This is a genomic window from Burkholderia aenigmatica (assembly GCF_902499175.1).
GTDB classification, from domain to species: domain Bacteria; phylum Pseudomonadota; class Gammaproteobacteria; order Burkholderiales; family Burkholderiaceae; genus Burkholderia; species Burkholderia aenigmatica.
Genome location: NZ_CABVQC010000044.1, coordinates 51,996 through 78,222, shown reverse-complemented (window position 1 = coordinate 78,222; position 26,227 = coordinate 51,996). Strand labels below are relative to the sequence as shown.

Annotated in this window: 26 protein-coding genes; 13 read left to right on the top strand and 13 right to left on the bottom strand. The window is 67.2% G+C overall.

Annotation, left to right across the window (positions count from 1 at the left end):
• Nucleotides 1–180: 180 nt before the first annotated feature.
• From kdpB to kdpA, 3 genes are read right to left on the bottom strand one after another with little or no spacing between them, the layout of a single operon-like run.
• Entirely contained in the window at nucleotides 181–2,229 is a 2,049-nt protein-coding gene (gene kdpB, locus BDO18943_RS27395; protein WP_235996205.1) for a potassium-transporting ATPase subunit KdpB, read from the bottom strand.
• A gap of 56 nt (nucleotides 2,230–2,285) precedes the next feature.
• Nucleotides 2,286–2,987: a potassium-transporting ATPase subunit KdpC gene (kdpC, locus tag BDO18943_RS27390; RefSeq protein ID WP_175024809.1), complete on the bottom strand. Its 702-nt coding sequence runs from the start codon at nucleotides 2,985–2,987 to the stop codon at nucleotides 2,286–2,288.
• 10 nt (nucleotides 2,988–2,997) lie between these two features.
• Nucleotides 2,998–4,701, bottom strand: coding sequence for a potassium-transporting ATPase subunit KdpA (gene kdpA / locus BDO18943_RS27385; RefSeq protein ID WP_175024808.1), 1,704 nt, complete (start codon nucleotides 4,699–4,701; stop codon nucleotides 2,998–3,000).
• On the opposite strand from kdpA, the gene BDO18943_RS43210 reads away from it, so the two are divergent.
• From BDO18943_RS43210 to hutC, 4 genes are all read left to right on the top strand, one after another.
• On the top strand, nucleotides 4,681–5,046 hold the full coding sequence (locus BDO18943_RS43210) for a hypothetical protein (RefSeq protein ID WP_230624093.1): 366 nt from the start codon (nucleotides 4,681–4,683) through the stop codon (nucleotides 5,044–5,046). The two genes, kdpA and BDO18943_RS43210, sit on opposite strands and share 21 nt — an antisense overlap.
• Before the next feature lie 210 nt (nucleotides 5,047–5,256).
• Entirely contained in the window at nucleotides 5,257–5,571 is a 315-nt protein-coding gene (locus tag BDO18943_RS27375; RefSeq protein WP_235996204.1) for a hypothetical protein, read from the top strand.
• Between the two features lie 178 nt (nucleotides 5,572–5,749).
• Nucleotides 5,750–6,877 (top strand): porin, encoded by a 1,128-nt coding sequence (locus BDO18943_RS27370; protein WP_175024807.1) that lies wholly within the window; start codon nucleotides 5,750–5,752, stop codon nucleotides 6,875–6,877.
• Nucleotides 6,878–7,059: 182 nt separating this feature from the next.
• Nucleotides 7,060–7,755, top strand: a complete 696-nt coding sequence (gene hutC / locus BDO18943_RS27365) for a histidine utilization repressor (protein ID WP_043178056.1) — start codon at nucleotides 7,060–7,062, stop codon at nucleotides 7,753–7,755.
• Nucleotides 7,756–7,770: 15 nt separating this feature from the next.
• On the opposite strand, the gene BDO18943_RS27360 is transcribed toward hutC, so the two are convergent.
• Nucleotides 7,771–9,012, bottom strand: a complete 1,242-nt coding sequence (locus BDO18943_RS27360) for a glycosyltransferase (RefSeq protein WP_175024806.1) — start codon at nucleotides 9,010–9,012, stop codon at nucleotides 7,771–7,773.
• Between the two features lie 94 nt (nucleotides 9,013–9,106).
• Here BDO18943_RS27360 and BDO18943_RS27355 point away from each other — a divergent pair, with 94 nt between their 5' ends.
• The 3 genes from BDO18943_RS27355 (at nucleotide 9,107) to BDO18943_RS27345 (ending at nucleotide 10,826) form a co-directional block, all read left to right on the top strand.
• On the top strand, nucleotides 9,107–9,727 hold the full coding sequence (locus BDO18943_RS27355) for a TetR/AcrR family transcriptional regulator (protein WP_175024805.1): 621 nt from the start codon (nucleotides 9,107–9,109) through the stop codon (nucleotides 9,725–9,727).
• A 152-nt stretch (nucleotides 9,728–9,879) separates the two neighbouring features.
• Complete coding sequence (locus tag BDO18943_RS27350) at nucleotides 9,880–10,293, top strand: MlaD/PqiB family protein (protein ID WP_175024804.1); 414 nt, start codon at nucleotides 9,880–9,882, stop codon at nucleotides 10,291–10,293.
• A 179-nt stretch (nucleotides 10,294–10,472) separates the two neighbouring features.
• Nucleotides 10,473–10,826 (top strand): hypothetical protein, encoded by a 354-nt coding sequence (locus BDO18943_RS27345; RefSeq protein ID WP_175024803.1) that lies wholly within the window; start codon nucleotides 10,473–10,475, stop codon nucleotides 10,824–10,826.
• A 37-nt stretch (nucleotides 10,827–10,863) separates the two neighbouring features.
• Here BDO18943_RS27345 and BDO18943_RS27340 read toward each other — a convergent pair whose 3' ends face one another.
• The 5 genes from BDO18943_RS27340 to BDO18943_RS27320 form a co-directional block, all read right to left on the bottom strand.
• Nucleotides 10,864–11,724 (bottom strand): alpha/beta fold hydrolase, encoded by an 861-nt coding sequence (locus BDO18943_RS27340; RefSeq protein ID WP_175024802.1) that lies wholly within the window; start codon nucleotides 11,722–11,724, stop codon nucleotides 10,864–10,866.
• Nucleotides 11,725–11,833: 109 nt separating this feature from the next.
• Entirely contained in the window at nucleotides 11,834–12,751 is a 918-nt protein-coding gene (locus tag BDO18943_RS27335; protein ID WP_011355987.1) for a LysR family transcriptional regulator, read from the bottom strand.
• Between the two features lie 181 nt (nucleotides 12,752–12,932).
• Nucleotides 12,933–13,178, bottom strand: a complete 246-nt coding sequence (locus tag BDO18943_RS27330; RefSeq protein WP_043178075.1) for a DUF3717 domain-containing protein — start codon at nucleotides 13,176–13,178, stop codon at nucleotides 12,933–12,935.
• 264 nt (nucleotides 13,179–13,442) lie between these two features.
• Nucleotides 13,443–14,978, bottom strand: coding sequence for an amino acid permease (locus BDO18943_RS27325; RefSeq protein ID WP_175024801.1), 1,536 nt, complete (start codon nucleotides 14,976–14,978; stop codon nucleotides 13,443–13,445).
• Between the two features lie 409 nt (nucleotides 14,979–15,387).
• Complete coding sequence (locus BDO18943_RS27320; protein ID WP_175024800.1) at nucleotides 15,388–15,582, bottom strand: hypothetical protein; 195 nt, start codon at nucleotides 15,580–15,582, stop codon at nucleotides 15,388–15,390.
• On the opposite strand from BDO18943_RS27320, the gene BDO18943_RS27315 reads away from it, so the two are divergent.
• The 4 genes from BDO18943_RS27315 (at nucleotide 15,569) to BDO18943_RS27300 (ending at nucleotide 20,718) form a co-directional block, all read left to right on the top strand.
• Nucleotides 15,569–17,101, top strand: coding sequence for a sensor domain-containing diguanylate cyclase (locus BDO18943_RS27315; RefSeq protein ID WP_043178078.1), 1,533 nt, complete (start codon nucleotides 15,569–15,571; stop codon nucleotides 17,099–17,101). The two genes, BDO18943_RS27320 and BDO18943_RS27315, sit on opposite strands and share 14 nt — an antisense overlap.
• A gap of 163 nt (nucleotides 17,102–17,264) precedes the next feature.
• On the top strand, nucleotides 17,265–18,335 hold the full coding sequence (locus BDO18943_RS27310; protein WP_175024799.1) for an FUSC family protein: 1,071 nt from the start codon (nucleotides 17,265–17,267) through the stop codon (nucleotides 18,333–18,335).
• A 329-nt stretch (nucleotides 18,336–18,664) separates the two neighbouring features.
• On the top strand, nucleotides 18,665–19,999 hold the full coding sequence (argG, locus tag BDO18943_RS27305) for an argininosuccinate synthase (protein ID WP_031399031.1): 1,335 nt from the start codon (nucleotides 18,665–18,667) through the stop codon (nucleotides 19,997–19,999).
• 221 nt (nucleotides 20,000–20,220) lie between these two features.
• Nucleotides 20,221–20,718 (top strand): shikimate kinase, encoded by a 498-nt coding sequence (locus BDO18943_RS27300; protein WP_175024798.1) that lies wholly within the window; start codon nucleotides 20,221–20,223, stop codon nucleotides 20,716–20,718.
• A 36-nt stretch (nucleotides 20,719–20,754) separates the two neighbouring features.
• On the opposite strand, the gene BDO18943_RS27295 is transcribed toward BDO18943_RS27300, so the two are convergent.
• From BDO18943_RS27295 to BDO18943_RS27285, 3 genes are all read right to left on the bottom strand, one after another.
• Nucleotides 20,755–21,120: a nuclear transport factor 2 family protein gene (locus BDO18943_RS27295; protein ID WP_175024797.1), complete on the bottom strand. Its 366-nt coding sequence runs from the start codon at nucleotides 21,118–21,120 to the stop codon at nucleotides 20,755–20,757.
• 111 nt (nucleotides 21,121–21,231) lie between these two features.
• The gene (locus tag BDO18943_RS27290) at nucleotides 21,232–22,542 is read right to left on the bottom strand and encodes an MFS transporter (RefSeq protein WP_175024796.1); all 1,311 of its coding nucleotides are present in this window, start codon (nucleotides 22,540–22,542) and stop codon (nucleotides 21,232–21,234) included.
• 219 nt (nucleotides 22,543–22,761) lie between these two features.
• Nucleotides 22,762–23,844 carry a tartrate dehydrogenase gene (locus BDO18943_RS27285; RefSeq protein WP_043178082.1) on the bottom strand — a complete coding sequence of 361 codons (1,083 nt, stop codon included), beginning with the start codon at nucleotides 23,842–23,844 and terminating at the stop codon, nucleotides 22,762–22,764.
• 108 nt (nucleotides 23,845–23,952) lie between these two features.
• On the opposite strand from BDO18943_RS27285, the gene BDO18943_RS27280 reads away from it, so the two are divergent.
• Nucleotides 23,953–24,861 (top strand): LysR substrate-binding domain-containing protein, encoded by a 909-nt coding sequence (locus BDO18943_RS27280; protein WP_175024795.1) that lies wholly within the window; start codon nucleotides 23,953–23,955, stop codon nucleotides 24,859–24,861.
• Nucleotides 24,862–24,897: 36 nt separating this feature from the next.
• Nucleotides 24,898–25,140: a hypothetical protein gene (locus BDO18943_RS27275; RefSeq protein WP_235996203.1), complete on the top strand. Its 243-nt coding sequence runs from the start codon at nucleotides 24,898–24,900 to the stop codon at nucleotides 25,138–25,140.
• Nucleotides 25,141–25,162: 22 nt separating this feature from the next.
• On the opposite strand, the gene BDO18943_RS27270 is transcribed toward BDO18943_RS27275, so the two are convergent.
• Nucleotides 25,163–26,158 (bottom strand): LysR family transcriptional regulator, encoded by a 996-nt coding sequence (locus BDO18943_RS27270; protein WP_235996202.1) that lies wholly within the window; start codon nucleotides 26,156–26,158, stop codon nucleotides 25,163–25,165.
• Nucleotides 26,159–26,227 lie beyond the last annotated feature (69 nt).

Below are 26,227 nucleotides of genomic sequence, written 5' to 3'. Positions count from 1 at the left end.
AGCGGTCGCGGCGCACGCCGTCCCCGCTGCGCCGGGCGGCGGTGTCCCGCGGCCCCGTTGCCCGTCGATTCGCTTTGCTCACGTTCACATTCACATCCATGATCGCTTCCGGCAATTGAAACGCCGAACGGCCCCGCGCACGCCGCGAAGGCGTGAGCGGGGCCGCGACGGCGCGTTCGGTCAGATAAACGGCGTCAACAGCATGTCGATCAGCTTGATGCCGATGAACGGCGCGATGATCCCGCCCACGCCGTAGATCAGCAGGTTGCGCCCCAGCAGCTTCTCGGCCGGCTCCGCACGATACTTCACGCCTTTCAGCGCGAGCGGGATCAGCGCGACGATGATCAGCGCGTTGAAGATCACCGCCGACAGGATCGCCGACGTCGGGCTGTGCAGCCCCATCACGTTCAGCGCGCCGAGCGCCGGATAGGTCGCGACGAACGCGGCCGGGATGATCGCGAAATACTTCGCGAGATCGTTGGCGACGCTGAACGTGGTCAGCGCACCGCGCGTCATGATCATCTGCTTGCCGACCTCGACCACCTGCATCAGCTTGGTCGGGTTGCTGTCGAGGTCGACCATGTTGGCCGCCTCCTTCGCCGCCTGCGTGCCGCTGTGCATCGCGACGGCCACGTCGGCCTGCGCGAGTGCCGGCGCGTCGTTGGTGCCGTCGCCCGTCATCGCGACGAGATGGCCCTTCGCCTGGTGCTCGCGGATCAGCCGCAGCTTGTCTTCGGGCGTCGCTTCCGCGAGATAGTCGTCGACGCCGGCTTCCGCCGCGATCGCGGCCGCGGTGAGCCGGTTGTCGCCGGTGATCATCACGGTCTTCACGCCGACCTTGCGCAGCTCGGCGAAGCGCGCGCCGATCCCGTGCTTGACGATGTCCTTCAGCTCGATCGCGCCGAGCACGCGCGAACCGTCGGCGACGACGAGCGGTGTGCCGCCGCGCCGCGCGATATCGTTGACCGCTGTCTCAACGGCGTGCGGGAATGCCCCGCCGAGCGCATCGACGTGTGCACGAATCGCGGACGCCGCACCCTTGCGCACCTGGCGCTCGCCGATATCGAGGCCGCTCATCCGCGTGCGCGCGCTGAACGGCACCGTGATGCTGCCGGCGGTCGCCGACACGTCCAGCGAGAAGCGCTGCTTCGCGAGCGCGACGATCGAGCGCCCCTCGGGCGTCTCGTCGGCCAGCGACGACAGTTGCGCGGCCTCGGCCAGCGCACGCTCGTCCACGCCCGGCGCGGGCCGGAACTGCACGGCCTCGCGGTTGCCGAGCGTGATCGTGCCGGTCTTGTCGAGCAGCAGCACGTCGACGTCGCCGGCCGCCTCGATCGCGCGGCCCGACGTCGCGAGCACGTTCGCGCGCATCATGCGGCTCATCCCCGCAATGCCGATCGCCGACAGCAGCGCACCGATCGTCGTCGGAATCAGGCAGACGAGCAGCGCGATCAGCACGGTCAGGCTCACCGCCGTGCCCGACGCGTTCAGCAGCACGCTGAACTGCGAGAACGGCAGCAGCGTCACGCACACGAGCAGGAAGATGATCGTCAGCGCGACGAGCAGAATCGTCAGTGCGACCTCGTTCGGCGTCTTGCCGCGCTTCGCGCCTTCGACCATCGCGATCATCCGGTCAAGAAAGGCCTCGCCCGGTTGCGCGGTGATCTTCACGATGATCCAGTCGGACAGCACACGCGTGCCGCCCGTCACCGACGAGAAATCGCCGCCCGACTCGCGGATCACCGGCGCGGATTCGCCGGTGATCGCCGATTCGTCGACCGACGCGACGCCGTCGATCACTTCGCCGTCGGCGGGGATCGTGTCGCCGGCTTCGACGAGCACGATGCTGCCGGCGGCGAGCTCGTCGCTCGGCACGCGATGGCTGGTGCTGCCGAATTGCTTCGGCTCGTCGAGCACCTTCGCGTACACGCGCTTGCGCGCCGCACGCAGCGCGTCGGCCTGCGCCTTGCCGCGCCCTTCGGCCAGCGCCTCGGCCGCGTTCGCGAACAGCACGGTGAACCACAGCCAGCACGCGACCGCGAAGATGAAGCCGGCCGGCGCATCGCCCGTGCCGGTCAGCGCCTGCAGCCACAGCACGGTCGTGACGATGCTGCCGAGATACACGACGAACATCACTGGGTTCTTCAACTGCACGCGCGGCGCAAGCTTGCGGAACGCCTCGCGCAGCACGGCCGTCCAGCGCATCGGCGGCACGCCGCCGACCGGCATGGCCGCGGGGGTGATCGGGGTTTCGATATGGGACATGAGTGACTCCGTGGTTCCTGCTATTGCTTCGCGCCGGCCGCCTGGCCGAATGCGCGGTCCAGCGCAAGGTTCAGGTCGAGCACGCGCACGCGCGGTTCGCCGAGCACGCCGAGCTGGCGCGGTGTGGCGACGCGGTCGACCAGCGCCGTGACGTGCGCGGCGTCGACGCGGCGCGCCTGCGCCACCCGCGCCGCCTGCAGCCGCGCATTCGCGACCGAGATCTCGGGATCGAGCCCCGATGCCGACGCGGTCACGGCATCCGCCGGCACCGGCGTGCCGGCGGCGAGCGCGTTCTCCTGCCGATACGCGCGCACCCGCTGCGCGATATCCGCGAGCAGCTTCTTGCTGGTGGCGCCCTGGTTGCTGGCGCCGCTGCCGGCCGCGTTGTACGGCTGGTCCACCGTCTTCGACGGATCGGCCGGATCGGCGCCGGTCGTCGCGCTCGGCCGCCCGTGGAAGTAGCCGGCGCGCGTGAAGTTCTGCCCGATCACCGCCGAGCCGACCGTCGTGCCGTTCTGCTGCACGAGACTGCCGCGCGCCTGCGACGGGAACAGCACGTTCGCGACGCCCGTGGTGAGCAGCGGATACGCGATCCCCGTCACGAGCATGAACAGCACCGACGACGCGATCACGGGCCGCACGAGGCCGCGCGTCGCCGCGCCGAACGAAGAACCGGGTGCCGGCGCGGCGGCGGCCGCTGCCTGGCGATTGCCTTGCATCATGATGTTTTCCTCAGAACAGTTGGCCGCCCGACATCATCAGGTGCTCGACGACCGGGCCGAGCGCGAGCGCCGGCAGGAACGTGAGGCCACCGACGACCAGGATCACGAAGATCAGCAGGCCGGCGAACAGGCCCGTCGACGTCGACAGCGTGCCCGCGCTTTCCGGCACGCTCTTCTTCGCGGCGAGGCTGCCCGCGACCGCGAGCATCGGCAGCAGCGTCAGGTAACGGCCGATCAGCATCGCGAAGCCGATCGTCGTGTTGAAGAACGGCGTGTTCGCGTTCAGGCCCGCGAATGCCGAACCGTTGTTGGCCGTGCCCGACGTGTATGCGTACAGCACTTCGCTGAAGCCATGCGGGCCGAGGTTCGCGAGGCTGTCCATCGTCGAGTGCAGCATCGACGCCACCGCGGTGAAGCCGAGGATGCTGAACGGATGCGCGAGCACCGCGAGCATCACGAGCTTCATCTCGCGCGCCTCGATCTTCTTGCCGAGGAACTCCGGCGTGCGCCCGATCATCATCCCGACCAGGAACACCGTGAGGATCGCGAACGTGAAGAGGTTGATCAGCCCGACGCCGTCGCCGCCGAACACGTTGTTCAGCATCATCTGCGCGATCGGCACGAGCCCGCCGAGCGGCGTCAGCGAGTCATGCATCGCATCGACCGACCCGGTGGCCGCGGCCGTCGTGACGGTGGCGAACAGGCTCGTCTGCGCGATGCCGAAGCGCATCTCCTTGCCTTCCATGTTGCCGCCCGGCTGCGTGGCGCTCATCTGCTGGTCGACGCCGAGCCCGGTCACGAGCGGATTGCCGTGCTGCTCGGCCGAATAGATCACGGCCAGGAAGCCGACGAACATCACGACGAACGCGCCGAGAATCACCCAGCCCTGGCGGCGCCGGCCGATCATCGTGCCAAGCGCATAGGTCAACGCGGACGGAATCAGCAGCATCGACAGCATGTGCAGCGTGTTGGTGAGCGGCGTCGGGTTCTCGAACGGGTGCGCGGCGTTCATGCTGAAGAAGCCGCCGCCGTTCGTGCCGATATGCTTGATCGATTCGAGGCTTGCAACCGGCCCCATCACGATCTGCTGGCGCGCGCCTTCGAGCGTGGTCGCCCACGCATCGGACGCGAGCGTCTGCGGCATGCCCTGCCACACGTATACGAGCGCCATCACGAAGCTGAGCGGCAGCAGCACGCGATAGGTCACGCGCGTGAAGTCGACCCAGTAGTTGCCGATGTCCGCCGCGCTCTTGCGGCTCAGCCCGCGGATGAAGCCGCCCGCGGCCGCGACCCCGGTCGCCGCGCTGACCACCATCAGGAACGTGATGACGGCCATCTGCGAGAAGTTCGACAGGCTGCTCTCGCCCGCATACGCCTGCCAGTTCGTGTTCGTGATGAACGACGCGGCCGTGTTGAACGCGAGGTCGGGGCTTTGCGCGGCGCGCTGCAGTGCGTCGAACGGCAGCGCGTCCTGGATGCGCAGCAGCAGGTAGCCGACCAGCATCATCCCGGCATTGCTGAGCAGCAGCACCATCCCGTAGCGCTGCCACGACATCGCTTCGTCGGGATTCACGCCGAGCAGCGCATAGGTACGGCGTTCGACCCACGCGTGGCGCGGGCTCGTAAAGGCGTGCGCGAGCCATTTCCCGACGACGGGCACCAGCGCCAGCATGATCGCGAGAACGATCGCGAATTGAATGAGATTGTTGAACATGTCGACGCTCGCTCAGATCCGGTCAAGGCCGGTGATGAAACCGGCCGTCAAGGCAAAGAACGCGAGCGTGAACAAAATGAAAAGCAGATCGCTCATGACATTCACCGATATTTTCGAATTCCTGTTGAATCGCGCCGGTCAATACCGCTCGGGCTTGATCAACGCATGAAACAGATAGATAAAGAGCGCGAGCGACAACGCGCCGGTGATCCACAACATGGCTTTCCCCTTTTTTCATATGCGCGGCCTCGCCGCGCGATCGTCGGCGTATCGGGCCTCGCCGTGTCGGCGCAGGCCCGTGTGACGCCCCCATGCTCATCTGGCGAATGGGATGCGACAGTGTAGAAATCCGCGTATCAAAGCGGTGTTCAATTTCTTTACAAGGAATAAAAAAGCTGTAAAGACGAAAGCTGGTGGCAATGGCGTTTTTATGCGTTCTTTTCAGGGCCGGTTCGAGTCTATACACCGTATCTTCACCGCGATTCCTAGAATGGGCGGCATGTCCAAGACGAAATCTCCGCGGTGCGGAGCACGATGCGACCCGGGGGTGCCAGCATGAAACCGACCAGAATCGAATCCTCCAGTTCACGCGCGCTGCCGCCCGTTCGTTCGCGGCGCCGGTATCCTGCCGACGAACGCGTGCTGCTGTCGATCCGCGTCGAATCGGACAACCTCGCCGTCGTGCGGCGCCTGCTGCACCAGGCCGTCGGCGCCGCGCTCAATTTCTACACGGCCGCGATCGACAAGCGCACCGGGCGCGCCTGCATCGAGCTCGAAGTCGCGCGATCGCAGGCGTCGCCGGCCATCCTGTCGATCCTTCGCGTGCTGCCGGCCGCCGAATTCGGCACGATCCGCCTGCTGCAGCACTAGCCGGTCTCCATTGCGCCGCGCGTGACACGCGTCACGCGCCCGCTCCCCTTTCATCGATTCGAACGCGCGTTTCCGGTGCGAGCGCGCGCGGTTCGTCACGAGCCGCGCCCGTCCGCCGCCGGCACGCGCGCCGGATCGTCGTTCCCGTCGCTACGGGCCTTTCCAGGAAGCACTCACAATGAAAAAAGCAGTCGCCGGTACCCTCTCCCTCGCATTCCTCAGCGCTGCCGCGCATGCGCAAAGCAGCGTCACGCTCTACGGGATGCTCGATGCGGGTATCGTCTATACGAACAACCAGTCGGGTAAAAGCACGTGGCAGCAAGGCAGCGGGCTGCTGTCGAATACGGTCTTCGGGCTGAGCGGCAACGAGGATCTCGGCGGCGGCCTGCATGCGCTGTTCCGCCTCGAGAACGGCTTCAACCTGAACAACGGCACGCAGTCCTACAAGAACACGATGTTCGGCCGCCACGCATACGTCGGCCTGCAGAGCGACCAGTACGGCGCGCTGACGCTCGGCCGCCAATACGACGCCGTGGTCGACTATCTCGGCCCGCTCGCGATGGCGAACAACGGCGACGGCAACAACCTCGCGTCGCACCCGTTCGACAACGACAACATCGACGATTCGTTCTACATCGACAACGCGGTGAAATACACGAGCCCGACGCTCGCCGGCTGGCAGTTCGGCGGCCTGTACGGGTTCAGCAACGCGGCCGGCGGCTTCGCGAACAACCGCGCATACAGCGCGGGCGTGTCGTATGCGAACGGGCCGGTCAGCCTCGGCGCCGCGTACCTGCAGCTCAACCGCGGCGGGCTGACGGCCGGCGGTGCGCTGTCGACCAACGACGGGCCGAACTTCCCGGCCGTGCGCCAGCGCGTGATGGGCGCGGGCGGCAGCTACGCGTTCGACCGGCTGACGGTCGGCGCGCTGTGGACGCATTCGATGTTCGATGAAACGGCCGCGTCGTCGCTGGCCGGCGCGCTGAACGCGCTGCGCTTCGACAACTTCGAGGTCAACGCACGCTACGCGCTGACGCCGGCCGTCTCGTTCGCGGGCGCCTATACGTTCACCAATGGCCGCTACGACGACGCAACCGGCAGCCATCGGCCGAAATGGCATCAGGTGACGCTGATGGCCGACTACGCGTTGAGCAAGCGCACCGACGTCTACGCGGAAACCGTCTACCAGCACCAGTTCGGCGTGCCGTCGGGCGCGCCGCTCGGCTTCGCGAACGTCACGGGGCTCGCGGCTTCGTCGAACAACACGCAGGTGGTCGGGACGGTCGGCATCCGGCATCGGTTCTGACCGCGCGCCGGCTGCGAAAGGCCGGCCGCTCTGTGCAATCCCGCATGGACGCGCGCCGGCCGAACAGGGATCATTCGGGAAATCCGGGCCCGCGCGTCCGCGAAACCGGTACACTCGGCGCCGGGCGCGCGCCGGATCGGCATTCGGCGGCGGGCCGCTGCCGACTCTGGAATCGTGATCCCATGACCACACCGATCTATCAGGAAATCAAGGACTTCATCCTCGCGCGCATTCATGCCGGCGAATGGGCGGAAGGCGACCAGGTGCCGTCGGAGAACGAGCTCGCACGCGAATTCAACGTCGCGCGGATGACCGTCAACCGCGCGCTGCGCGAGCTGACCGCCGAGCAGGTGCTCACGCGCACGCGCGGCTCCGGCACGTATGTCGCGTCGCCGAAGTACGAATCGACGCTCGTCGCGATCCGCAGCATCTCGGACGAAGTCGCCGCGCGCGGCCACGGCTATCGCGCGCAGGTGCTGCAAGTGGGCGCGGCCGTCGCCGATACGAAGCTCGCCGATGAACTGCAGATCGACACCGGCAGCCCGATCTTCCATTCGCGCGTGCTGCACTTCGAGAACGACACGCCCGTGCAGCTCGAGGAACGCTGGGTCAATCCGGCCTGCGCGCCGGAATACGCGTTGCAGGACTTCACGACGACGACGCCGAACCAGTACCTGACGCGCGTCGCGCCGCTGCAGCGGGTCGAATACCGGATCGAGGCCGCGATGCCCGACACCGAAACGCGCCGCCACCTGACGATGGACGACCGCGAGCCGTGCCTGCTGCTGCATCGGCGCACGTGGTCGCAGGGGCTGGTCGCGTCGGTCGCCAACCTGTGGCACCCGGGCAGCCGTTACCGGTTCACCGGGCATTTCTGACGGTGATGTGCGGGCTTACCGCGCGCCCGGCCGCCCCCATCGCTCGATCGCACTGACGGCCCGCTTCAAACCTTCCTCTTGCGCGATGCGCGCGCCGAGTTCGAACGCGCGCGCTTTCGTTTCGTCCCGTTCGGCAAACGCGATGGCCTGCGCCAGCGCGGTAGCGTTCATGTGCCGCCCCGCGACCGGCGCATCGGCCACGCCGAGTTTTTGCAGCCGGTTCGCCCAGAAGAATTGATCGCCCGCAAACGGCACGACGACCGACGGAATGCCGGCCCGCGCGGCCGAATGCGTGGTGCCCGACCCGCCGTGATGGATCGCCATCGACACGCGCGGGAACAGCCAGTCATGCGGCGTATCGCCAATCACGTGAACGTGCGCGGGCAGCATCGACGCATCGATACCGCTCCAGCCTGGATAGAACAACGCTCGCCGGCCGGCGAGCGCGCGCACGAGCGCATCGACCATCGCGACGCGATCGAAGCCGGCCATGCTGCCGAAGCCGATGTACACGGGCGGATCGCCGGCTTCGAGAAAAGCCGAGCATTCGGACGGTGGCGCCCAGGCGTGCGCATCGATCCGCCACTGGCCGCATGCCTGCACGTTCGACGGCCAGTCGCCAGGGTCGGACAGCAGTGCCGGCGACACGCCGTACAGCATTGGATGATCGGTCCATACCTGCCTGCGCGGCGGCAATCCGCACACGCTCGCACGTGCCGCATTCGTCGCCTTCCTGAACGCCTGCCACAACAGCGCGTTCACGAACCGGTGGCTCGCGCGATTCAGCCGGCGCGGCAGCTTCTGCGGCGGCAGGAACGGTGACGCGAATGCCGTAGTGGGTGTGATCGGGATCATGCCGGTGCCGATCGCCGGCACGCCGCGAAACTCGGCGACCGACAAGCCGACGAACGATGCGAGCCCCGACACGAGGATCGCGTCGCAGCCTTCCGACGCCTCCGCGATTTCCCGCATCCACGCGACCGTGTTCGCATTGGCGATCGCCGCGAGCGCCTTCGACGTGTCGTTGAAACCCCCGCGCCCGCGCACCGCATCCGCCAACGCGCCATCCGGCGCAATCGCACGGCGGATATCGCCGGACAACGGCGCCGACGGCACGCCGAGCGCCGTGGCCGCCCCGAGCGTCGCCGCGTCGGCCAGCAACCGGACCTCATGGCCGGCATCGATCAGCGCACGGCCGAGCGCCGCGAGCGGGCGCGTGTCGCCTTCGGTGCCGTAGGTGGCGATGACGAGCTTCATGCGTGACTCCTCGTGCACGGCGGGAACGGGTGGATTCAAAAAGATGCACGTCGTATACTAATGCAACTCGTGCACTTTCAGTCAATCCCTCGCCATGCCGATTTCGACCGATGATCCGGGCCGTCGCGCGCGCAAGCGCATCCAGATGCTCGCGCATCTCGCCGCCACCGGCGCACGCCTGTTCGACGCGCACGGCTACGACGCCGTCACGATGGAACAGATCGCCGCGCAGGCCGATGTTGCGAAGCGCACGCTGTACAACCACTTTGCAACGAAGGAAGCCGTGCTCGCGCACTGGCTGGAAGGCGAACTCGCGCGCGATCTCGCACATTTGAAACGCGACGGCGCGCGGCGCAAGACCTTCGCGTCGCGCATCGGCTGCGTGCTCGATGCGTCGGCCGCGTGGTGCGAGCAGCATCCCGCGTACCTGCTCGCGTATTTGCGCCATCGCTTCCTGAGCATCGGCGCGGTTGAACCGGCAAGCGGTGGAGAGAACGGCAGCGATATCGCGCTCGTGTGGCAGCAACTGATCGCAGCCGGGCAGCAATCCGGCGAACTGAACGGCACACTGCGGGCCGACCAGCTCGCGGCGTGGTTCCATCACCTGTATCTCGCGGCGATGCTGCGCTGGCTGACCGTGCCGGGGCTATCGCTGAAACGGGAGTTCCAGGCGGTCGCGAAACTGTTCGTCGAAGGCGCGGAAGCGAAAGGCTGAGCGGCGCCGGTGGCCCGTGGCCAGTCAGGCACTCACCGGATCACAAGCGCCCGAGCACGACCGCGAGCAGCGAGCGCCCGAAACGGGCGACCGCCACCCCGCATGCGACGAATGCCCCACCCACCTCGGTCGACACGCATCGCGAGCCGATTGTGCTGCCGACCGTGCCCGGCACGCTCGACGTCCTGCGCGTCCAGATGACCGATATCGCCGGCACGCTTTCCCGGTTGCCGCTCGATCGCATGGGTACGGATCTGAACGCCGCGCTCGTGAATACCGATGCGCTGTTCAAGCAACTCGATACCGAACTCGCCCCGCATGCGCGCGCGGCGCTGGGCACCGCGCGGCAGTCGTTCACGGCCGCGCAGGCAATGCTCGCGCAACAAGGTGCCAATACATCGAACGTCCGCCGCACGCTGACGCAATTCGCGCGCACCTCGAGCGCGCTGCGCGCGTTGGCCGGCGATCTGGAGCAGCATCCCGAGTGGTGGCGGCCGCATGCATCGAGCACCACGCAACCGGCTGGCGCCGCGCATCCGGCGAATGCACCGAATGCGGCGCGATAAACGCGGCGCGCGGCGCAGATGCATTTTTACGACGACCGCACGCACCGCATGCCAAATTTCCCGTGCAGCAGTATGCTGATGTCGTACGGCTGCGCACGACGCCTCGGGTAATCCCTTTATTTGCACGTTGTCGCGCCGCCGTCGCGACCGCAATCATGCGTTGCAAGGAGGGATTCGTGATGGCAACCACGCATCAGCACTTCCACCTCGAACTACGGCACGCCACCGCGCCGACCTATTTCATCAGCTACCTGTTTCCCGCCTTGCTGTTCGTTTACGAACTGCTGCGCGTCGGCCAATGGATCCGCGATCACGGGATGCACTTCGCCGGGTTCAAGCAGATGGGCTACGAGTATCTGCTGATGCTGCTGTTCGTCGGGCTGCAGATATTCGTCGAAGCGATCTTCCTGCTCGGCGCCGCGATGCGCCGCGACAATCGCGACTTCGAGCACCGGCTGCCGAACGTGGTCCTCGGTATCGGCTGCTCGATCGCACTGCTCGCGCTCGACCTCGCGATCCAGCTCGCGTTCTGACGGCCGGCGGGTGCGAGCCCGCCGGTGGCAGCCGCGCTCAGGCGGGCACGTCGCGCAGGAACGTCGCGACGGCGGCCAGCACGTCGTCGGTTCGCTCGCGGTGCGGCATGTGCCCGCATCGGCCGAGCAACAGATACGACGACGGCCCCGCGACGCGCGCGGCGATCCGCTTCGGATGCACGTCGGACCCGTATTCGTCGTCTTCGCCGTGAATCGCGAGCGTCGCGCATTGCACGCGCGGCAAGTCGTCGTCGAGATTCCAGTCGCGAAAGGCCGGCGACAGCCACGTATCGACCCACGCGCGCAGCACCCATTCGGCCTTGTCGCCGTGATAGCGCGCGAGCCGGTCGAGCTGGCCCGGTTCGTCGAATTGCTGCCCCGCGCCGCGAATGCCGGCCAGCGTGCGATCCTCGACGTACGCCTGCGCGGCGATCGTCACGAGCGCGCGGCAACGCTCCGGATGCGCGGCCGCACACCCGACCGCCATCCCGCCGCCGACGCTGTGCCCGAGCGCGACGAACGCGTCGACGCCCAGTTGTTCGAGCAGCGTCGCGAATGCACGCTCGGCCTCGTCGCGCACGAACGTCGTGCCGAGTTTCCCCGGATGACGATCGGAACGGCCGAAGCCGAGGCGATCGTATGCGATCACGTCGCGCTGCGTGGCGCTCGCGAGCTGCGCGGGGAAGTCGCGCCACAGGTCGACGCAGCCGAGCGAATCGTGCAGCAGCACGATCGGTGCGACCGGCGTAGGTGCGACCGGCGTAGGCGCGGCCGGCTCAGCTGCGCCTACATTCAACGCACCCGCTGCCTGTTGCGCCGGACCACCGCGCCAGCGTTTCGCAAAGAGGCGCCCTTGCGGCGTCTCGACGGTTGTCTCCTCGGTCACGATGTCGGTCATGTGTCTGTCGTCTGCATGAAAGCGGCCGCCCCTCGGCGGCCACACTGGATCCTGCGATGTTGGCCCGTGCCCGCACACAGCGTCAAGCAAGCCCCCACCGCTCGCGCGTTCATTCGGGCTGCGGCGGCAGATACTCCATCTGCGCCTCGTCGTACAGCCGGTAGATCAGCGCCTGCATCGCGCGGAGATCCTCCGATTCGTCGAGCATCCGCATGCTCATGATGATCGGCGACACGAGATTCGGATCATCGAGCGGCTTGTAGCTGATGTCGTCGCGCTTCAGCCCGTACACGCTGTGCGGCACGACCGACACGCCCTCGCCCATCGCGACGAGGCCGAGCGCGATCTGCAGCTCGCGCGTCTCGTAGATCTTGCGCGGCTGCAACGCGCGATCGTGAAACGCCGCGAGCACCTGGTCCGCATAGCTCGGGCGCGGCGCCTTCGGAAAGATGATCAGCGTGTCGTTCACGAGATCGTGCAGCGACAGCACGGGCTTCGCGCTGTCGAGCGGATGGCCGACCGGCAGCGCGACGATCATCCGCTCCTCGCGCAGCACGACGCGCCGCACGCTCGGATCCTCGTGGCGGATGCGTCCGAACCCGACGTCGATGCGCCCTTCCTTCAGCGCCTTGATCTGGTCCATCGTCGACATCTCGTGCAGGCTCAGCTCGACGGCCGGATACTCGCTGCGAAAGCGCCGGATGATCTTCGGCAGCATCCCGTACAGCGTCGAGCCGACGAAGCCGACCGACATGCTGCGCTCGATCTTGCCGACCCGCTTCGTCATCGATTCGAGCTCGGTCGTCTGCGCGAGCAGCTGCACCGCGTGCGAATAGAAGAAGCGCCCCGCGTCGGTCAGCTTCAGCGGCCGCGCGTTGCGCTCGAACAGCGGCACGCCGAGCGCTTCCTCGAGCTGCTGGATCTGGCGGCTCAGCGGCGGCTGCGCGATGTGCAGCCGTTCGGCCGCCCGCGTGAAATTCCGCTCTTCGGCAACCGCGACGAAGTAGCGGAGGTGTCTCAACTCCATGTTCGATGCCTCCCGGACAGCGATCCGGCGTTCAACCCGGGCCGGATGATGTCGTCACGATACCGCAGGCGGCGCCAACCGCCACGCGCACGGCCCCGCGCCGCCCAAAGCAAAACGGGAAGCCCGCGAGCTTCCCGTTGTTTCATCGACGCCGCGACACGGCGGCGTCACGCGCCGTCCGTCACACCTCGGTCGCGTAGAGCGCGTCGCGCTGCGCGTCGCTCAGCGAGTCGAGCGGCACGTCCGGCAACTGGTAGCAGATCATCGTGCCGTACAGCTCCGCGAGGCAATTGCTGCCGGCGTCGAGCGCGTAGCCGTCCTCGCCGTCCGGCGCCGGCGGATACACTTCGCGCCACGCGTTGATCGCGGCTTCGAGTCGCACGATGGAAACGGGTCCGGCCTTCCGCTCGGCGGGTGATGCGCTCATGGATTCCTCTGGGTTGCGCGCTCCGCGGGCCGGAGCGGCCCGGATGGAACGATGAAAACGCCGGACATGTCGCCGGCCGCCGCACCTCGCGCGCGCCGGATGCCGATCCGCGCGGCGCGCCTCGCGCCGGCCGGGCCGTGGCCCGGTAGGGTCGGGCAATATAACCGGCTTTGACCCCGTACAGGCAAAAGCCGGGCAAAAAAAACGGGAAGCGCGAGGCTTCCCGTTTCGTCGCATGTCGCGCGGCCGCTGGCCGCGCCTGCGTCAGCCCACGGTTTCGCGGTTCACCACCGGCTCCCGCTGCGCGCCGCGGCTCGCGGCGATCCACGGCGCGATTTCCATGTCTTCGTAGCGCACGAAGCGGCTCTTCTTCAGGAACCGGAAGCCAAGCCACACAACGAGGAACAGCGGAATGCCGACATAGGTCGCGGCCACGCCGGCCCAGTCGATCCGGTTCGCGAGGAACGCCTGATAGTCCTGACCCAGCGCAATCACGAGGCACAGCACGAACGCGAACAGCGGGCCGAACGGGAACCACTTCGACTGGTACGGCAGCTGGTCGAGCGAGTAGCCCTGCTTCACGTAGCCCTTTCGGAACCGGTAATGGCTGACCGCGATGCCGAGCCACGCGATGAAGCCCGTCATCCCCGACGTGTTCAGCAGCCACAGGTACACGGTCTTGTCGCCGTACAGCGACGTGAAGAAGCACAACGCGCCGACGGCCGTCGTCGCGTACAGCGCGTTGCGCGGCACGCCGCCGCGCGACAGCTTCGCGAAGATCTTCGGCGCACGGCCTTCGGTCGCGAGGTTGTAGAGCATCCGCGTGGACGCGTACATGCCCGAGTTGCCGGCCGACAGCACGGCCGTCAGGATCACCGCGTTCATCACGCCGGCCGCGAACGCGAGGCCCGCGTGGCGGAACACGAGCGTGAACGGGCTCACGCCGATGTCGGTCACGTCCGTCTTCAGCAGGTTCGGGTCGGTATAGGGAATCAGCACGCCGATCACGAAGATCGCGAACACGTAGAACAGCAGGATCCGCCAGAACACCTGGCGCACCGCGCGCGGGATCGTCGTACGCGGGTTTTCCGATTCGCCGGCCGCAACGCCGATCAGCTCGGTGCCCTGGAACGAGAAGCCGGCGATCATCGCGACGCCCATCAACGCCGGCAGGCCGCCCGCGAACGGCGCGTCGCCGATCGTCAGGTTGCCCCAGCCGTTGCTCGGCGCGCCCTTCAGAATGCCGAAGATCATCAGCAGGCCGACACCGATGAACGCGACCACGGTGACGACCTTGATCAGCGCGAACCAGTATTCGGCCTCGCCGAAGCCGCGCACGGTCAGCGCGTTGAGCAGGAACATCACGCCGAGGAAGGCCGCGCTCCACCACACGCCCGGCACGTCCGGAAACCAGTAATGCATCACGAGCTGCGCGGCGACGAGCTCCACCGCGATCGTCACGGCCCAGTTGTACCAGTAGTTCCAGCCGAGCGCGAAGCCGAAGCCTTCGTCCACGTATTTCGCGCCATAGGTCGCGAACGAGCCCGACACGGGCATGAACGCCGCCATTTCGCCGAGGCTCGTCATCAGGAAATAGACCATCAGGCCGATCGCCATGTACGCGACCATCGCGCCGCCGGGGCCGGCCTGCGAGATCGACGCGCCGGACGCGACGAACAGGCCCGTGCCGATCGAGCCGCCGATGGCGATCATCGTCAGGTGGCGCGCCTTCAGCGCGCGATGAAGCTTGGGTGGGTTCGCGGGCGAACCGGGTGGGTCGGATTTCGGAATTGCGGACATAAACGAGACGAACGTTGAGCGGGCCGGCATCCGTAGCCGGCGCATGCGGAATCGGAGCGCGGTGCGCGTCCTGCGATGCATTCGATGCGGCCCCGATACGCGTTGCGCGGCGGGCGCCTGCGGCGAAGCGCGGATTCTACCTGATTCGTCACGGGGACAGCTCAGGTTCCGCCACCCGCCACTGCCGCGGAGATTTCGCAGAATCAAGGAGTTGGCCGCGTCGAACCGGAGCATCGCCGCAGACCGGCATAAAAACCACATGCGCCGGGGGGTTATCCGGCTTTCCGATCCGCCCGGTATTTCGCCGCTGTCCTGTCGCCATCCTCCCGATCCCGCGCCGACCTACATAATCGCCGGGTAATCACGGGATTATTCAGACAAAACAACCGATATCGACGATTGATTCAAATCAAATCCCCCGCGCGTAAAGCGGTAATGATGCGTAACAATTCTGAATCACCGTATCGGCATGCATGTTTTGCATGCGCACGCGAATGTCAGGAAATCGCGAGATAATGCGAGCCAATTCGAAATAAACAGCACGCGGAATCGCCAACGACGCGAAAATCCGCCGCCCGCCGCCCCCGAGGATGAAGTCATTCACGCTGCCCGCCGCACTGCGCCGCCATACCGCGTCGATCGTGGCACGCATTCTGTCGCCCCGCGGCGTACTCGTTGCGGGGATCGTGCTGCTGATGTTCAGCTGGGGGCTTTCCACGTCGCTTTTAATCGAGGCGCGACGCGACGCATATGACCATGCGGTCGAAAATGCCCGCAACCTGATGCTGCTGATCGAACGCGATATCGCGCGCAATATCGAACTCTACGATTTGTCGCTGCAGAACGTCGTCGACGGCATGGCCGACCCGGAACTGATGACCTTGCCGCCGCGCCAGCGCCACCGGCTGCTGTTCGACCGTGCGGCGACCGGCGAGTATCTCGGATCGATCTTCGTGATGGACGCGCACGGCAATATCGCGATCGATTCGAGCGCGTCGCCCGCACGGCAAGGTAATTTCGCCGACCGCGACTACTTCGCCGTGCATCGCGACGGGCTCACGCAAGGCCTCTACATCAGCCGGCCGTATGCGGCCCGGCTGCGCGGCGGCGCACTGACGATCGCGCTCAGCCGCCGGATCAGCCGGCCCGACGGCACGTTCGCCGGCATCGTCGTCGGCACGCTCAGCATCGATTACTTCCACGCGCTGCTCGACGGCCTCGCGGTCGGCAAGCACGGCAGCGCGGCAATCGTCGAGGACAACGGCACGCTCGTGTCGCGCCTGCCGTACGACGCGCACGTGGTCGGCCTCGACCTGCACGACTCGCCGCTGTTCATCGAATCGCAGCGCGCCCGCACCGGCGCGCTGACCGGCATCGGCGCGATCGACGGCATCCGGCGCATCTATGTTTACAAGCATCTCGCCGGCCTGCCGCTGATCGTCGACGTCGCGCCCGCCGAGATCGACATCTACGCGTCGTGGCACCACCGCGCGATCTGGACCGTCGTGCTGATGTGCCTGTTCACCGGCTTCATCGCGTGGGGGTCGCTGGCGCTGTCGCGCGAGCTGAAGCGCCGGCAGATCGCCGAATCGAAGCTGTACCGGCTCGCGCACACCGATGCGCTGACGGGCCTCGACAACCGCGGCACGTTCGACACGGTGCTCGCGAAGGAAGCGCAGCGCGCGTCGCGCAGCGGCCGCCCGCTGTCGGTGCTGTTCGTCGACGTCGATCACTTCAAGGCGTTCAACGACTACTACGGCCACCCGGCCGGCGACGACGTGCTGCGGCGCGTCGCGCAAACCGCGTCGCGCTGCCTGCGCCGCGACAGCGATCACGTCGCGCGCTACGGCGGCGAGGAATTCGTCGTCACGCTGCCCGACACCGATGCGAAAGGCGCGGCGATCGTCGCCGAGGCCATCCGGCGCGCGATCGTGGGGCTCGACATCGAGCACATGAACAGCCCGTACGGGCGGGTCACGGCGAGCATCGGCGCGGCGACCGCCGCCGACGGCCGCCTGAGCGCCGCGACGCTATTGCGGCGTGCCGACGAGGCGCTGTACCGCGCGAAATCCGGCGGCCGCAACCGCGTGCTGGAGGCGCAGCCGACCGCCGCGGACGCGTGACATCGCACTGACGCGACGTGAAGTCGCGCGGCGGCCGGCCAGGCCGGATGACCGCGCCGTGGACAGTCCTCCCGCGTTCGGCTAGCGTTACGTCTGCTGCGCATGCGGCGCGGCGCCGGCCCGCGCAGGCCGCCGTGCGCGTTCCGGCCACCCCAGCTCCGCCATGACCGCCCCGCTCCCTACCCGGCTGCCGCCGCTCCTGCGCAACGCGCTCCGCCCGCTGCTCGACCCGTACCGCCGCTACCGGCACGCGAAGCTGATCCATGCGGCGCGCGTCTCGCTCGCGATTCTCGTGTCGATCGCGCTGTCCACCGGCCTCAACGTTCCGCACGGCGAGTGGTCGACGATCACCGTGCTGATCGTCGTCGGCGGGCTGCAGCACCACGGCAACATCCGCAAGAAGGCGGCCGAGCGCGCGCTCGGCACGTCGATCGGCGCGCTCGCGGGGCTCGGGCTGATCCTGCTCTATTCGTTCGTGCACGCGCCGCTCGCGATCTACCTGCTGATGGCGCTCGCATGCGGCTTCTGCGCGTATCACGCGATCGGCAAGGCCGGCTATATCGCGCTGCTGTCGGCGATCACGATGGTGATCGTCGCCGGGCACGGCGACAACGAGATCGTCGACGGCCTGTGGCGCGCGGTGAACGTGCTGACCGGCATCGCGATCGCGCTGGCGTTCTCGTTCGCGCTGCCGCTCTATGCCACCTACTCGTGGCGCTACAAGCTCGCCGATGCGCTGCGCGCGTGCGCGGCCGTGCATGCGCGGCTCGCGGGCGACCGCCACGTGAGCGACGACGCGCACCTGAAGGAAATGGCCGCGCTGAGCGCGCTGCTGGTGCAGTTGCGCTCGCTGATGCCGTCGGTGTCGAAGGAATGCGAGACGTCGATGACGCAGCTCGAGGCGATCCAGCGCAGCCTGCGCCTGTGCATCGGCTATCTGGAGATCCTGTCGAGCGCGGTGCCGGCCCGCGACGACGTCGCGGCGCGCGAATACATGCGCGTCGACATGAAAGCCGTGAACCGGCGCATCCGCGACACGCTGCTCGGCGCGAGCCGCGCGCTCAAGTTCGGCACGCCGAGCCGGCTCGCCGCGCGCCGCCGGCCGGCCAACCCGCCACACGACGCACCGCCGCCGCAGCTGTCCGGGTACGTGTCGATCACGGCCAAGCTGGCCGGGGAAGTCGACCAGTTGCGCGAGAAGCTGCTCGATACCGCGCAGTCGTGGAATATCTGAGGCTCGCGGGAAACCGGGCTTCGCGCACAAATCTTTCATTCGCCTTTCTTTGCGGCAAACCGGCATCCTGGCGGCGACAGCCCCGCCCTTCGGCCGATCCGGCCCCGGAAACACGGCGCTCGGCCGGGCGCGTCGATGCCTGTTTCTGCCGCGATTTCGCCCCGGCTTGCACGGCGTTCTCTGCCCGGTTAACCGCCCGTCAGGCCCGCTGCGACAGGCCCGACGACGGTTCCGCACCAAAATCACCCCTTGCCCCAACCTCCCGGACAGCCGATACTCGCATATTCCGCGAAATACGATCCCACCGGCTTCAATCCACGGTTATTCCTATGAGCACGATTCTCGAAAGCCTCCCGACCGGCCAGAAGGTCGGTATCGCCTTCTCCGGCGGCCTGGACACCAGCGCAGCGCTGCACTGGATGAAACTCAAGGGCGCCGTCCCGTACGCATACACGGCGAACCTCGGCCAGCCCGACGAAGACGATTACGACGCGATCCCGAAACGCGCGATCGAATACGGCGCAGCCGGCGCCCGCCTGATCGACTGCCGCGCGCAGCTCGTCGCCGAAGGCATCGCAGCGCTGCAAAGCGGCGCGTTCCACATCACGACGGCCGGCGTCACGTACTTCAATACCACGCCGATCGGCCGCGCCGTGACGGGCACGATGCTCGTCGCCGCGATGAAGGAAGACGGCGTCAACATCTGGGGCGACGGCAGCACGTACAAGGGCAACGACATCGAGCGCTTCTACCGCTACGGCCTGCTCGTGAACCCGGATCTGAAGATCTACAAGCCGTGGCTCGACCAGACGTTCATCGACGAGCTCGGCGGCCGTGCCGAAATGTCCGAATTCATGAACCAGGCCGGTTTCGCGTACAAGATGTCGGCCGAGAAGGCCTACTCGACCGATTCGAACCTGCTCGGCGCGACGCACGAAGCGAAGGATCTGGAAAGCCTCGAAAGCGGCATCAAGATCGTGAACCCGATCATGGGCGTCGCGTTCTGGCGCGACGACGTGAAGATCGCCGCGGAAGAAGTGACGGTGCGCTTCGAAGCGGGCCAGCCGGTCGCGCTGAATGGCGTCGAGTTCACCGACCCGGTCGAGCTGCTGCTGGAAGCGAACCGCATCGGCGGCCGCCACGGCCTCGGCATGAGCGACCAGATCGAGAACCGCATCATCGAGGCGAAGAGCCGCGGCATCTACGAAGCCCCGGGCCTCGCGCTGCTGTACATCGCGTACGAGCGTCTCGTCACCGGCATCCACAACGAAGACACGATCGAGCAGTACCGCGAGAACGGCCGCCGCCTCGGCCGCCTGCTGTACCAGGGCCGCTGGTTCGACCCGCAGGCGATCATGCTGCGTGAAACCGCACAGCGCTGGGTTGCGCGCGCGATCACCGGCGAAGTGAAGATCGAACTGCGCCGCGGCAACGACTACTCGATCCTGAGCACGAAGTCGCCGAACCTCACGTACCAGCCGGAACGCCTGTCGATGGAGAAGGTTGCCTCGACGTTCTCGCCGCGCGACCGGATCGGCCAGCTGACGATGCGCAACCTCGACATCACCGATACGCGCGACAAGCTGCGCGTGTATTCGCAAGTCGGCCTGCTGACGCCGGGTGAAACGTCGGCGCTGCCGCAGATCAAGGGCGACGACAAGTAAGTCGCTTCGCTCGACGCCGTGTCGCATCGTCGAATGCGGCACGGCCGGGCAGGCTGCATGCGTTAGGCATCATCACGCGCGCAGTCTGCCGCTTCTTCTCTCCCCCGCCTTTCCGCTTTCCCGCTTCCGCTCATCGCGTCGCCCCGCGTGACGGATCAACGGTACTGCACCGCCGCGCCAGTCATGGCAAGCTGCGAGTCTTCCGATTCCAGCGCCGACTCATGACCGCCCTTACCGTCATCCACCTGAACGGCCCGATCAACAGCGGCAAGACGACGATCGGTCTCGCGCTCGCGCGCGTGCTGCCCGATGCGCGCTTCATCGACGGCGACGATCACGATGCGCCCGAAGATGCACCGTTCGACGTGCAGTGGGCCATCGCGCTCGAACGTCTCGTCACGCAGATCGCCATCGCTCGCGAGCGTCATCTGGTCATCGCCTATCCGATCGGCGAAACGGTGTTCGAGCGGCTGCGTGCGGCCTGCGATGCGCGTGATGCACGGTTGTTCGTCGTGACGCTCGCGCCACCTGAAGCGGTCGCCTCGTCGAATCGCGGCTCGCGCGCGCTGACGGACTGGGAGCGCCAACGTGTTGCCGAGATGTATCGCGAAGGGTATGCGGCGCGGGCGTTCAGCGATTGCGTGATCGATACATCGAAGGCGTCGGCCGATGCATGTGCGCGGGAGATTGCGCAAGGCGTCCACGCATCAAACGCATAACGGCGAGGCCCTTGCGAACGATTCGCTGCCGCCGCCTCACGCCGCGTAGTGGGCGAATGCCTCGTGCACGCGATCGCCGGCACCGAAGTGGAACACCTCGACCGCGCCGCGTCCATTTGCGCCGCGATAGTGAATGGCGACGCTATCCACGCCCGCCAGCACCGAAATGAACTCGAAACGCAGGTCCGGAATGAGTTGCAGCGCCTTCGCCCAGTACGCGCGCACCGCATCCTTGCCGCGCAGGCATCCGCTCGGCTCGCCCGCGATCCGCACGATCATCGGCGAATGCATGACGAAGGCATCATCGTAGTGCGACAGGATGCGGTCGAGATCGTGCGCGTTCCATGCGTCGATCCATTCCTGCGCAAAGTGCTGCGCGAATGCGTCGGTGATCGGTTCCATCCGGCTCGTCGTCTCCGTATCGGGCGCGGCGAGAATGCCGGCCCGTGCGCTCGAGTGTATCAGCGGCCGCACGGCTCCCGTGCACTCGCCGCGTCCAGGCATGCCCCGCCATCAATGATGGTGCTGCACGCCCGACACGACCTGCCCGCGTGCCCCCTTGCGGCTCAGCATCAGCGTAACGACCGCCGACACCGCGAGCGTGCCCGCCACCACATAGAGCCCCGCGGCATACCCGCCCGTCACGTGCTTCAGCCAGCCGATCGCGAACGGCCCGACGAACCCGCCGAGATTGCCGATCGAGTTGATCATCGCGATGCCCGCTGCCGCGCCGGCGCCCGACAGGAATGCGCTCGGCATCGCCCACAGCGGCGCCTTCGCCGCGCTGATCCCGATGTTGACGACGACCAGCGCGAGCACGGTCAGCAGCGCGGTGCTCGCCTGCCCCGCGAACACGAAGCCGATGCATGCAAGCACGCACGGAATCACGACGTGCCACGTACGCTCGCCGGTACGATCCGAATGCCGCGCCCACCCGATCATCGCGACGACGGCCGCGATGCTCGGGATCCCGGTGAGCAAGCCCGTCTGCAACGCGGTGAAGCCGAACTGCTTGACCATCAGCGGCGCCCACAGGCCGAGCGTGTACAGCCCCGCCGACGTACCGAAGTAGATCAGCGCAAGCGCCAGCACGCGTGGATCGCGCAGCGCCTGCCACGCGCCGGCCGTATGCCCGGCATGCGTGTGGCGCGCATCGGCTTCGGCTTTCAGCTTCACGATCAGCCAGTCGCGCTCGTCCGCGCGCAGCCACGCGGCCTGCGACGGCGAATCGATCAGGCACCTGAGCACGACGAAGCCGAGCACGACCGCCGGCAGCGCTTCGATGATGTACAGCATCTGCCAGTCCGCGAGCCCGAACATCGGTGGCATCTGCATGATCGCGCCCGACAGCGGCGAACCGATTGCGGTCGAGATCGGCGCGGCCGCCATGAACCACGCAGCCGCCACCGCACGCTGCTTCGCTGGAAACCACAGGCTCAGGTACAGGATGATGCCGGGGAAGAATCCGGCTTCGGCCACGCCGAGCAGGAAGCGCAGCACGTAGAAGCTCGTCGGCCCGGCCGCGAATGCGGACACGGCCGACACGATGCCCCACGTGATCATCACGCGCGCGATCCAGATACGCGCGCCGACGCGATGAAGAATCAGGTTGGACGGCACTTCGAACAGGAAGTAGCCGATGAAGAACAGGCCGCCGCCGAACCCGAACGCGGTCGGCGACAGGCCGATCGCCTTGTTCATCGTCATCGCGGCGAAGCCGACGTTGACGCGATCGAGAAAGCTGACGAAGTAAAGCAGCATCACGAACGGAATGATGCGCCACATCAGTTTCCGCGCGACGCGGGTTTCCAGATCCGCTTGCATGTGTCTCCTCCTTCGAGGTCGAGCCGTGCTCTGTCTGTGAATGCTCGCCGGCGCCACCGCGAAGCGGGCGGGCCGACGCCCGGCTCGCGTCGGATGCGCGAGTCTCGGGGCAGGAAAATCCGGGGAACGATGAACGGGCGACGGCCGGTTACCGGTTGCGCAAGCGCGCTGCCGTTAGCCGCTACGTCGCGGCCGGCATGCCCATTGCCGCCCTCGTCATCAGGCTGCGACCGCCGCGTTAGCGACGCGCTCGCAGACGGCCGCAGTCACCTGTGCAGTCGTCGCACTGCCGCCGAGATCGCGCGTGTGCAGCGACGGGTCGGCCGTCACCGCCTCGATCGCCTGCATCACGCGCGCGGCGGCTTCCGTTTCGCCAAGGTGCTCGAGCAGCATCACGACCGACCAGAACGTGCCGACCGGATTCGCGAGCCCCTTGCCCATGATGTCGAACGCAGAACCGTGGATCGGTTCGAACATCGACGGATAGCGGCGCTCGGGATCGATGTTGCCGGTCGGCGCAATGCCGAGGCTGCCGGCGAGCGCGGCGGCGAGATCGCTGAGGATGTCCGCATGCAGGTTGGTCGCGACGATCGTGTCGAGCGACGCCGGCCGGTTGACCATGCGCGCGGTCGCCGCATCGACGAGCTCCTTGTCCCACGTCACGTCGGGGAATTCCTGCGCGACCTGCTTCGCGATCTCGTCCCACATCACCATCGCGTGCCGCTGCGCGTTGCTCTTTGTGATCACGGTCAACAGCTTGCGCGGACGCGACTGTGCGAGCCGGAACGCAAAGCGCATGATGCGTTCGACGCCGGCGCGCGTGAGGATTGATACGTCGGTCGCAACCTCGATCGGATGGCCCTGGTGCACGCGGCCGCCGACGCCCGCGTATTCGCCTTCGGAGTTCTCGCGGACGATCACCCAGTTCAGGTCGTCGGGCCCGCAGCGCTTCAGCGGCGCGTCGATGCCGGGCAGGATGCGCGTCGGGCGCACGTTCGCATACTGGTCGAAGCCCTGACAGATCTTCAGGCGCAGCCCCCACAGCGTCACGTGATCGGGCACGTCGGGGTCGCCCGCCGAGCCGAACAGGATCGCGTCCTTGCCGCGCAATGCGTCGAGACCATCGGCCGGCATCATCGCGCCGTGCTGGCGGTAGTAATCGGCGCCCCAGTCGAAATCCTCGAACTCGAACCCAAAGCGGTCGCTGCCGCGGGCCAGCGCTTCCAGCACCTGCTTGCCGGCCGGCACCACTTCCTTGCCGATGCCGTCGCCGGGAATCGTCGCGATACGGTAGGTCTTCATGCGGACATCCTCGATTGATCGTAAGCGTGGATGCACTTTACCGAACCAGAAGTGCTGGAACCGGTGCTAAACTCAAAGCATCTTTAACTCTAATTCACGAATCCCGTCATGGCGGATACCGTCCAGCCGGCCGATCTCGGCTTCTTCTCGACGCTCGCCGCGTCGGGCAGCCTGAGCGCGGCCGCGCGCGAACTCGGGTTGACCGCGGCGGCCGTCAGCAAGCGGCTCACGCAGATGGAGCGGCGCGCGGGCGTGCCGCTCGTGAACCGCACGACGCGGCGAATGATGCTGACGCCGGAAGGTGACGTGTATCTCGACTACGCGCGCCGGATCCTCGACCAGATGGACGAACTCGGCGAACTGCTCGGCAGCGCGAAGCAGCGCCCGAAGGGGCTGCTGCGCGTGAACGCGACGCTCGGTTTCGGGCGCAACCAAGTCGGCCCCGCGATCTCGCGCTTCGTCGCGCGTTATCCGGAGGTGTCGGTACAACTGCAGTTGTCGGTGATGCCGCCGCCGCTCACCGACGACGCGTTCGACGTGTGCATCCGCTTCGGCGAGCCGCCCGATACGCGCGTCGTCGCGCGGCGGCTCGCGCCGAACCGCCGGCTGCTGTGCGCGGCGCCCGCGTATCTCGCGCAGCACGGCACCCCCGTCACGCCGCACGACCTGACGCGGCACAACTGCATCGGCATCCGGCAGGGGGACGAAGGTTACGGCGTCTGGCGCCTGACGAGCGGGCGCGGCACGGCACGCCACACGGAAGCCGTGCGGATCAACGGCAACCTGACGACGAACGACGGCGAGATCGCCGTGAAATGGGCGCTCGACGGGCACGGGATCCTGATGCGCGCGGAATGGGACCTGCGCGACTATCTCGCCGACGGCCGCCTGGTCGTCGTGCTGCCCGACCACGAGACGCCAAGCGCCGATATCTATGCGGTGTATGCGCAGCGGCACCAGATGTCCACGCGCATTCGGGCGTTCGTGGACTTTCTGGCCGGTGAGTTGGGAGGGTAAGAGGGGCTCAACGCTTGTCGATCTGCTGCCTACGACATGAATCCCGTCGCCGCTGCTGATGGCCTCAAGCTCAACATCACCGAAGCCGACAATGCGCTCGACCTCGAACTGGCGCGCGAGGTATGCGAGTATTTTCGACTGGACCTGGGTACAGCGGACGAGATCGTCGACAGCTTCCGCAACATCGTCGGTCAATGGAGAACACTGGCGACAAGACTCGGGCTTTCCGCCCGCGAGCAGGAACGCATGGGCCCCGCGTTCCACCTTGCAAACGATTGAACCCGCCTTCGATGCTCGCCGCTCAAACCGGGACCACCTCCGTATCCACCCGATCAACACCGTCCACAACGTCCACCGTCGGCCGCCACACCCGTGCGGTGACCAGGCCCGCATGGCCGCTCACCGCCGCATCGAACCGCTCCACGATCCAGTCGACGAACGCGCGCACGCCGGGCGACACATGCGGACGTTTCACATACACCGCCGACACGGGCATCGCCGCCGGCTGCCACCGCGACAACACTTCCCGCAACCGCCCCGCGTCGATCAGCGGCTGCGCGGCGACGCGCGGCGGCTGGATCAACCCGAGGCCGTGCACGCCGCACGCCAGATACGCCTGCTCGTCGTCCACGCTGACGATTCCGTCGAGCCGCACCTTGCGCTCCGCGCCATCGACGAGGAAATCGAGTTCAGCCGTGCGCTGGCCCGGAATGGACGGCGCGCTGACCGCGCGATGCACGGCCAGATCGTCGAGCGTGCGCGGGGTGCCGTGACGGTCGAGATACGCGGGACTCGCGCAGGTCACGCGCTCGAGCATGCCGAGCCGGCGCGCGACGAGCGACGAATCGGGCAGCTCGCCGAGCCGGACGCTGCAGTCAATCGCGTCGCCGACGCGATCGGCCGCGCGCCCTGACACGCCCAACGTCAGCACCAGGTCGGGATGCCGTGCATGAAACTCGCCGAACGCCGGCAGCACGATCGCGGCCGCCACGGCCGCCGGCAGCTCGACGCGCAGCGGCCCGCTCGGATGCAGCGCGGCACCGCGGATGCTGGCTTCGAGGTCGTCGACATCCGCCGTGATGCGCACGCAGCGCCGGTAATACGCGTCGCCTTCGGGCGTCGCCCGCAGCGCGCGCGTCGTACGCACCAGCAAAGGCATGCCGAGCGCCGTTTCGAGTTCCTGCACGGTCCGCGTCGCGGTGGCGCGCGAAATGCCGAGCGCCTGCGCGGCACGCGTAAAGCTGTTCATTTCGACGATGCGCGTGAAGATGCGCATCGCGCGGATCGGATTGTCCACCGGACACACCTGCATGTTTGCCGCATGCCGCGGCGCGCGCTTGCGCACCGTGCATGCGTGTCGAGGAAC

Excerpts from the sequence above, each read along its gene's own strand:
- kdpB (WP_235996205.1), bottom strand. The coding sequence starts at position 2,229 with ATGCCGGTCGGCGGCGTGCCGCCGATGCGCTGGACGGCCGTGCTGCGC.
- kdpC (WP_175024809.1), bottom strand. The coding sequence starts at position 2,987 with ATGATGCAAGGCAATCGCCAGGCAGCGGCCGCCGCCGCGCCGGCACCC.
- kdpA (WP_175024808.1), bottom strand. The coding sequence starts at position 4,701 with ATGTTCAACAATCTCATTCAATTCGCGATCGTTCTCGCGATCATGCTG.
- BDO18943_RS27375 (WP_235996204.1), top strand. The coding sequence starts at position 5,257 with ATGAAACCGACCAGAATCGAATCCTCCAGTTCACGCGCGCTGCCGCCC.
- BDO18943_RS27370 (WP_175024807.1), top strand. The coding sequence starts at position 5,750 with ATGAAAAAAGCAGTCGCCGGTACCCTCTCCCTCGCATTCCTCAGCGCT.
- hutC (WP_043178056.1), top strand. The coding sequence starts at position 7,060 with ATGACCACACCGATCTATCAGGAAATCAAGGACTTCATCCTCGCGCGC.
- BDO18943_RS27360 (WP_175024806.1), bottom strand. The coding sequence starts at position 9,012 with ATGAAGCTCGTCATCGCCACCTACGGCACCGAAGGCGACACGCGCCCG.
- BDO18943_RS27355 (WP_175024805.1), top strand. The coding sequence starts at position 9,107 with ATGCCGATTTCGACCGATGATCCGGGCCGTCGCGCGCGCAAGCGCATC.
- BDO18943_RS27345 (WP_175024803.1), top strand. The coding sequence starts at position 10,473 with ATGGCAACCACGCATCAGCACTTCCACCTCGAACTACGGCACGCCACC.
- BDO18943_RS27340 (WP_175024802.1), bottom strand. The coding sequence starts at position 11,724 with ATGACCGACATCGTGACCGAGGAGACAACCGTCGAGACGCCGCAAGGG.
- BDO18943_RS27335 (WP_011355987.1), bottom strand. The coding sequence starts at position 12,751 with ATGGAGTTGAGACACCTCCGCTACTTCGTCGCGGTTGCCGAAGAGCGG.
- BDO18943_RS27330 (WP_043178075.1), bottom strand. The coding sequence starts at position 13,178 with ATGAGCGCATCACCCGCCGAGCGGAAGGCCGGACCCGTTTCCATCGTG.
- BDO18943_RS27325 (WP_175024801.1), bottom strand. The coding sequence starts at position 14,978 with ATGTCCGCAATTCCGAAATCCGACCCACCCGGTTCGCCCGCGAACCCA.
- BDO18943_RS27315 (WP_043178078.1), top strand. The coding sequence starts at position 15,569 with ATGAAGTCATTCACGCTGCCCGCCGCACTGCGCCGCCATACCGCGTCG.
- BDO18943_RS27310 (WP_175024799.1), top strand. The coding sequence starts at position 17,265 with ATGACCGCCCCGCTCCCTACCCGGCTGCCGCCGCTCCTGCGCAACGCG.
- argG (WP_031399031.1), top strand. The coding sequence starts at position 18,665 with ATGAGCACGATTCTCGAAAGCCTCCCGACCGGCCAGAAGGTCGGTATC.
- BDO18943_RS27300 (WP_175024798.1), top strand. The coding sequence starts at position 20,221 with ATGACCGCCCTTACCGTCATCCACCTGAACGGCCCGATCAACAGCGGC.
- BDO18943_RS27295 (WP_175024797.1), bottom strand. The coding sequence starts at position 21,120 with ATGGAACCGATCACCGACGCATTCGCGCAGCACTTTGCGCAGGAATGG.
- BDO18943_RS27290 (WP_175024796.1), bottom strand. The coding sequence starts at position 22,542 with ATGCAAGCGGATCTGGAAACCCGCGTCGCGCGGAAACTGATGTGGCGC.
- BDO18943_RS27285 (WP_043178082.1), bottom strand. The coding sequence starts at position 23,844 with ATGAAGACCTACCGTATCGCGACGATTCCCGGCGACGGCATCGGCAAG.
- BDO18943_RS27280 (WP_175024795.1), top strand. The coding sequence starts at position 23,953 with ATGGCGGATACCGTCCAGCCGGCCGATCTCGGCTTCTTCTCGACGCTC.
- BDO18943_RS27275 (WP_235996203.1), top strand. The coding sequence starts at position 24,898 with ATGAATCCCGTCGCCGCTGCTGATGGCCTCAAGCTCAACATCACCGAA.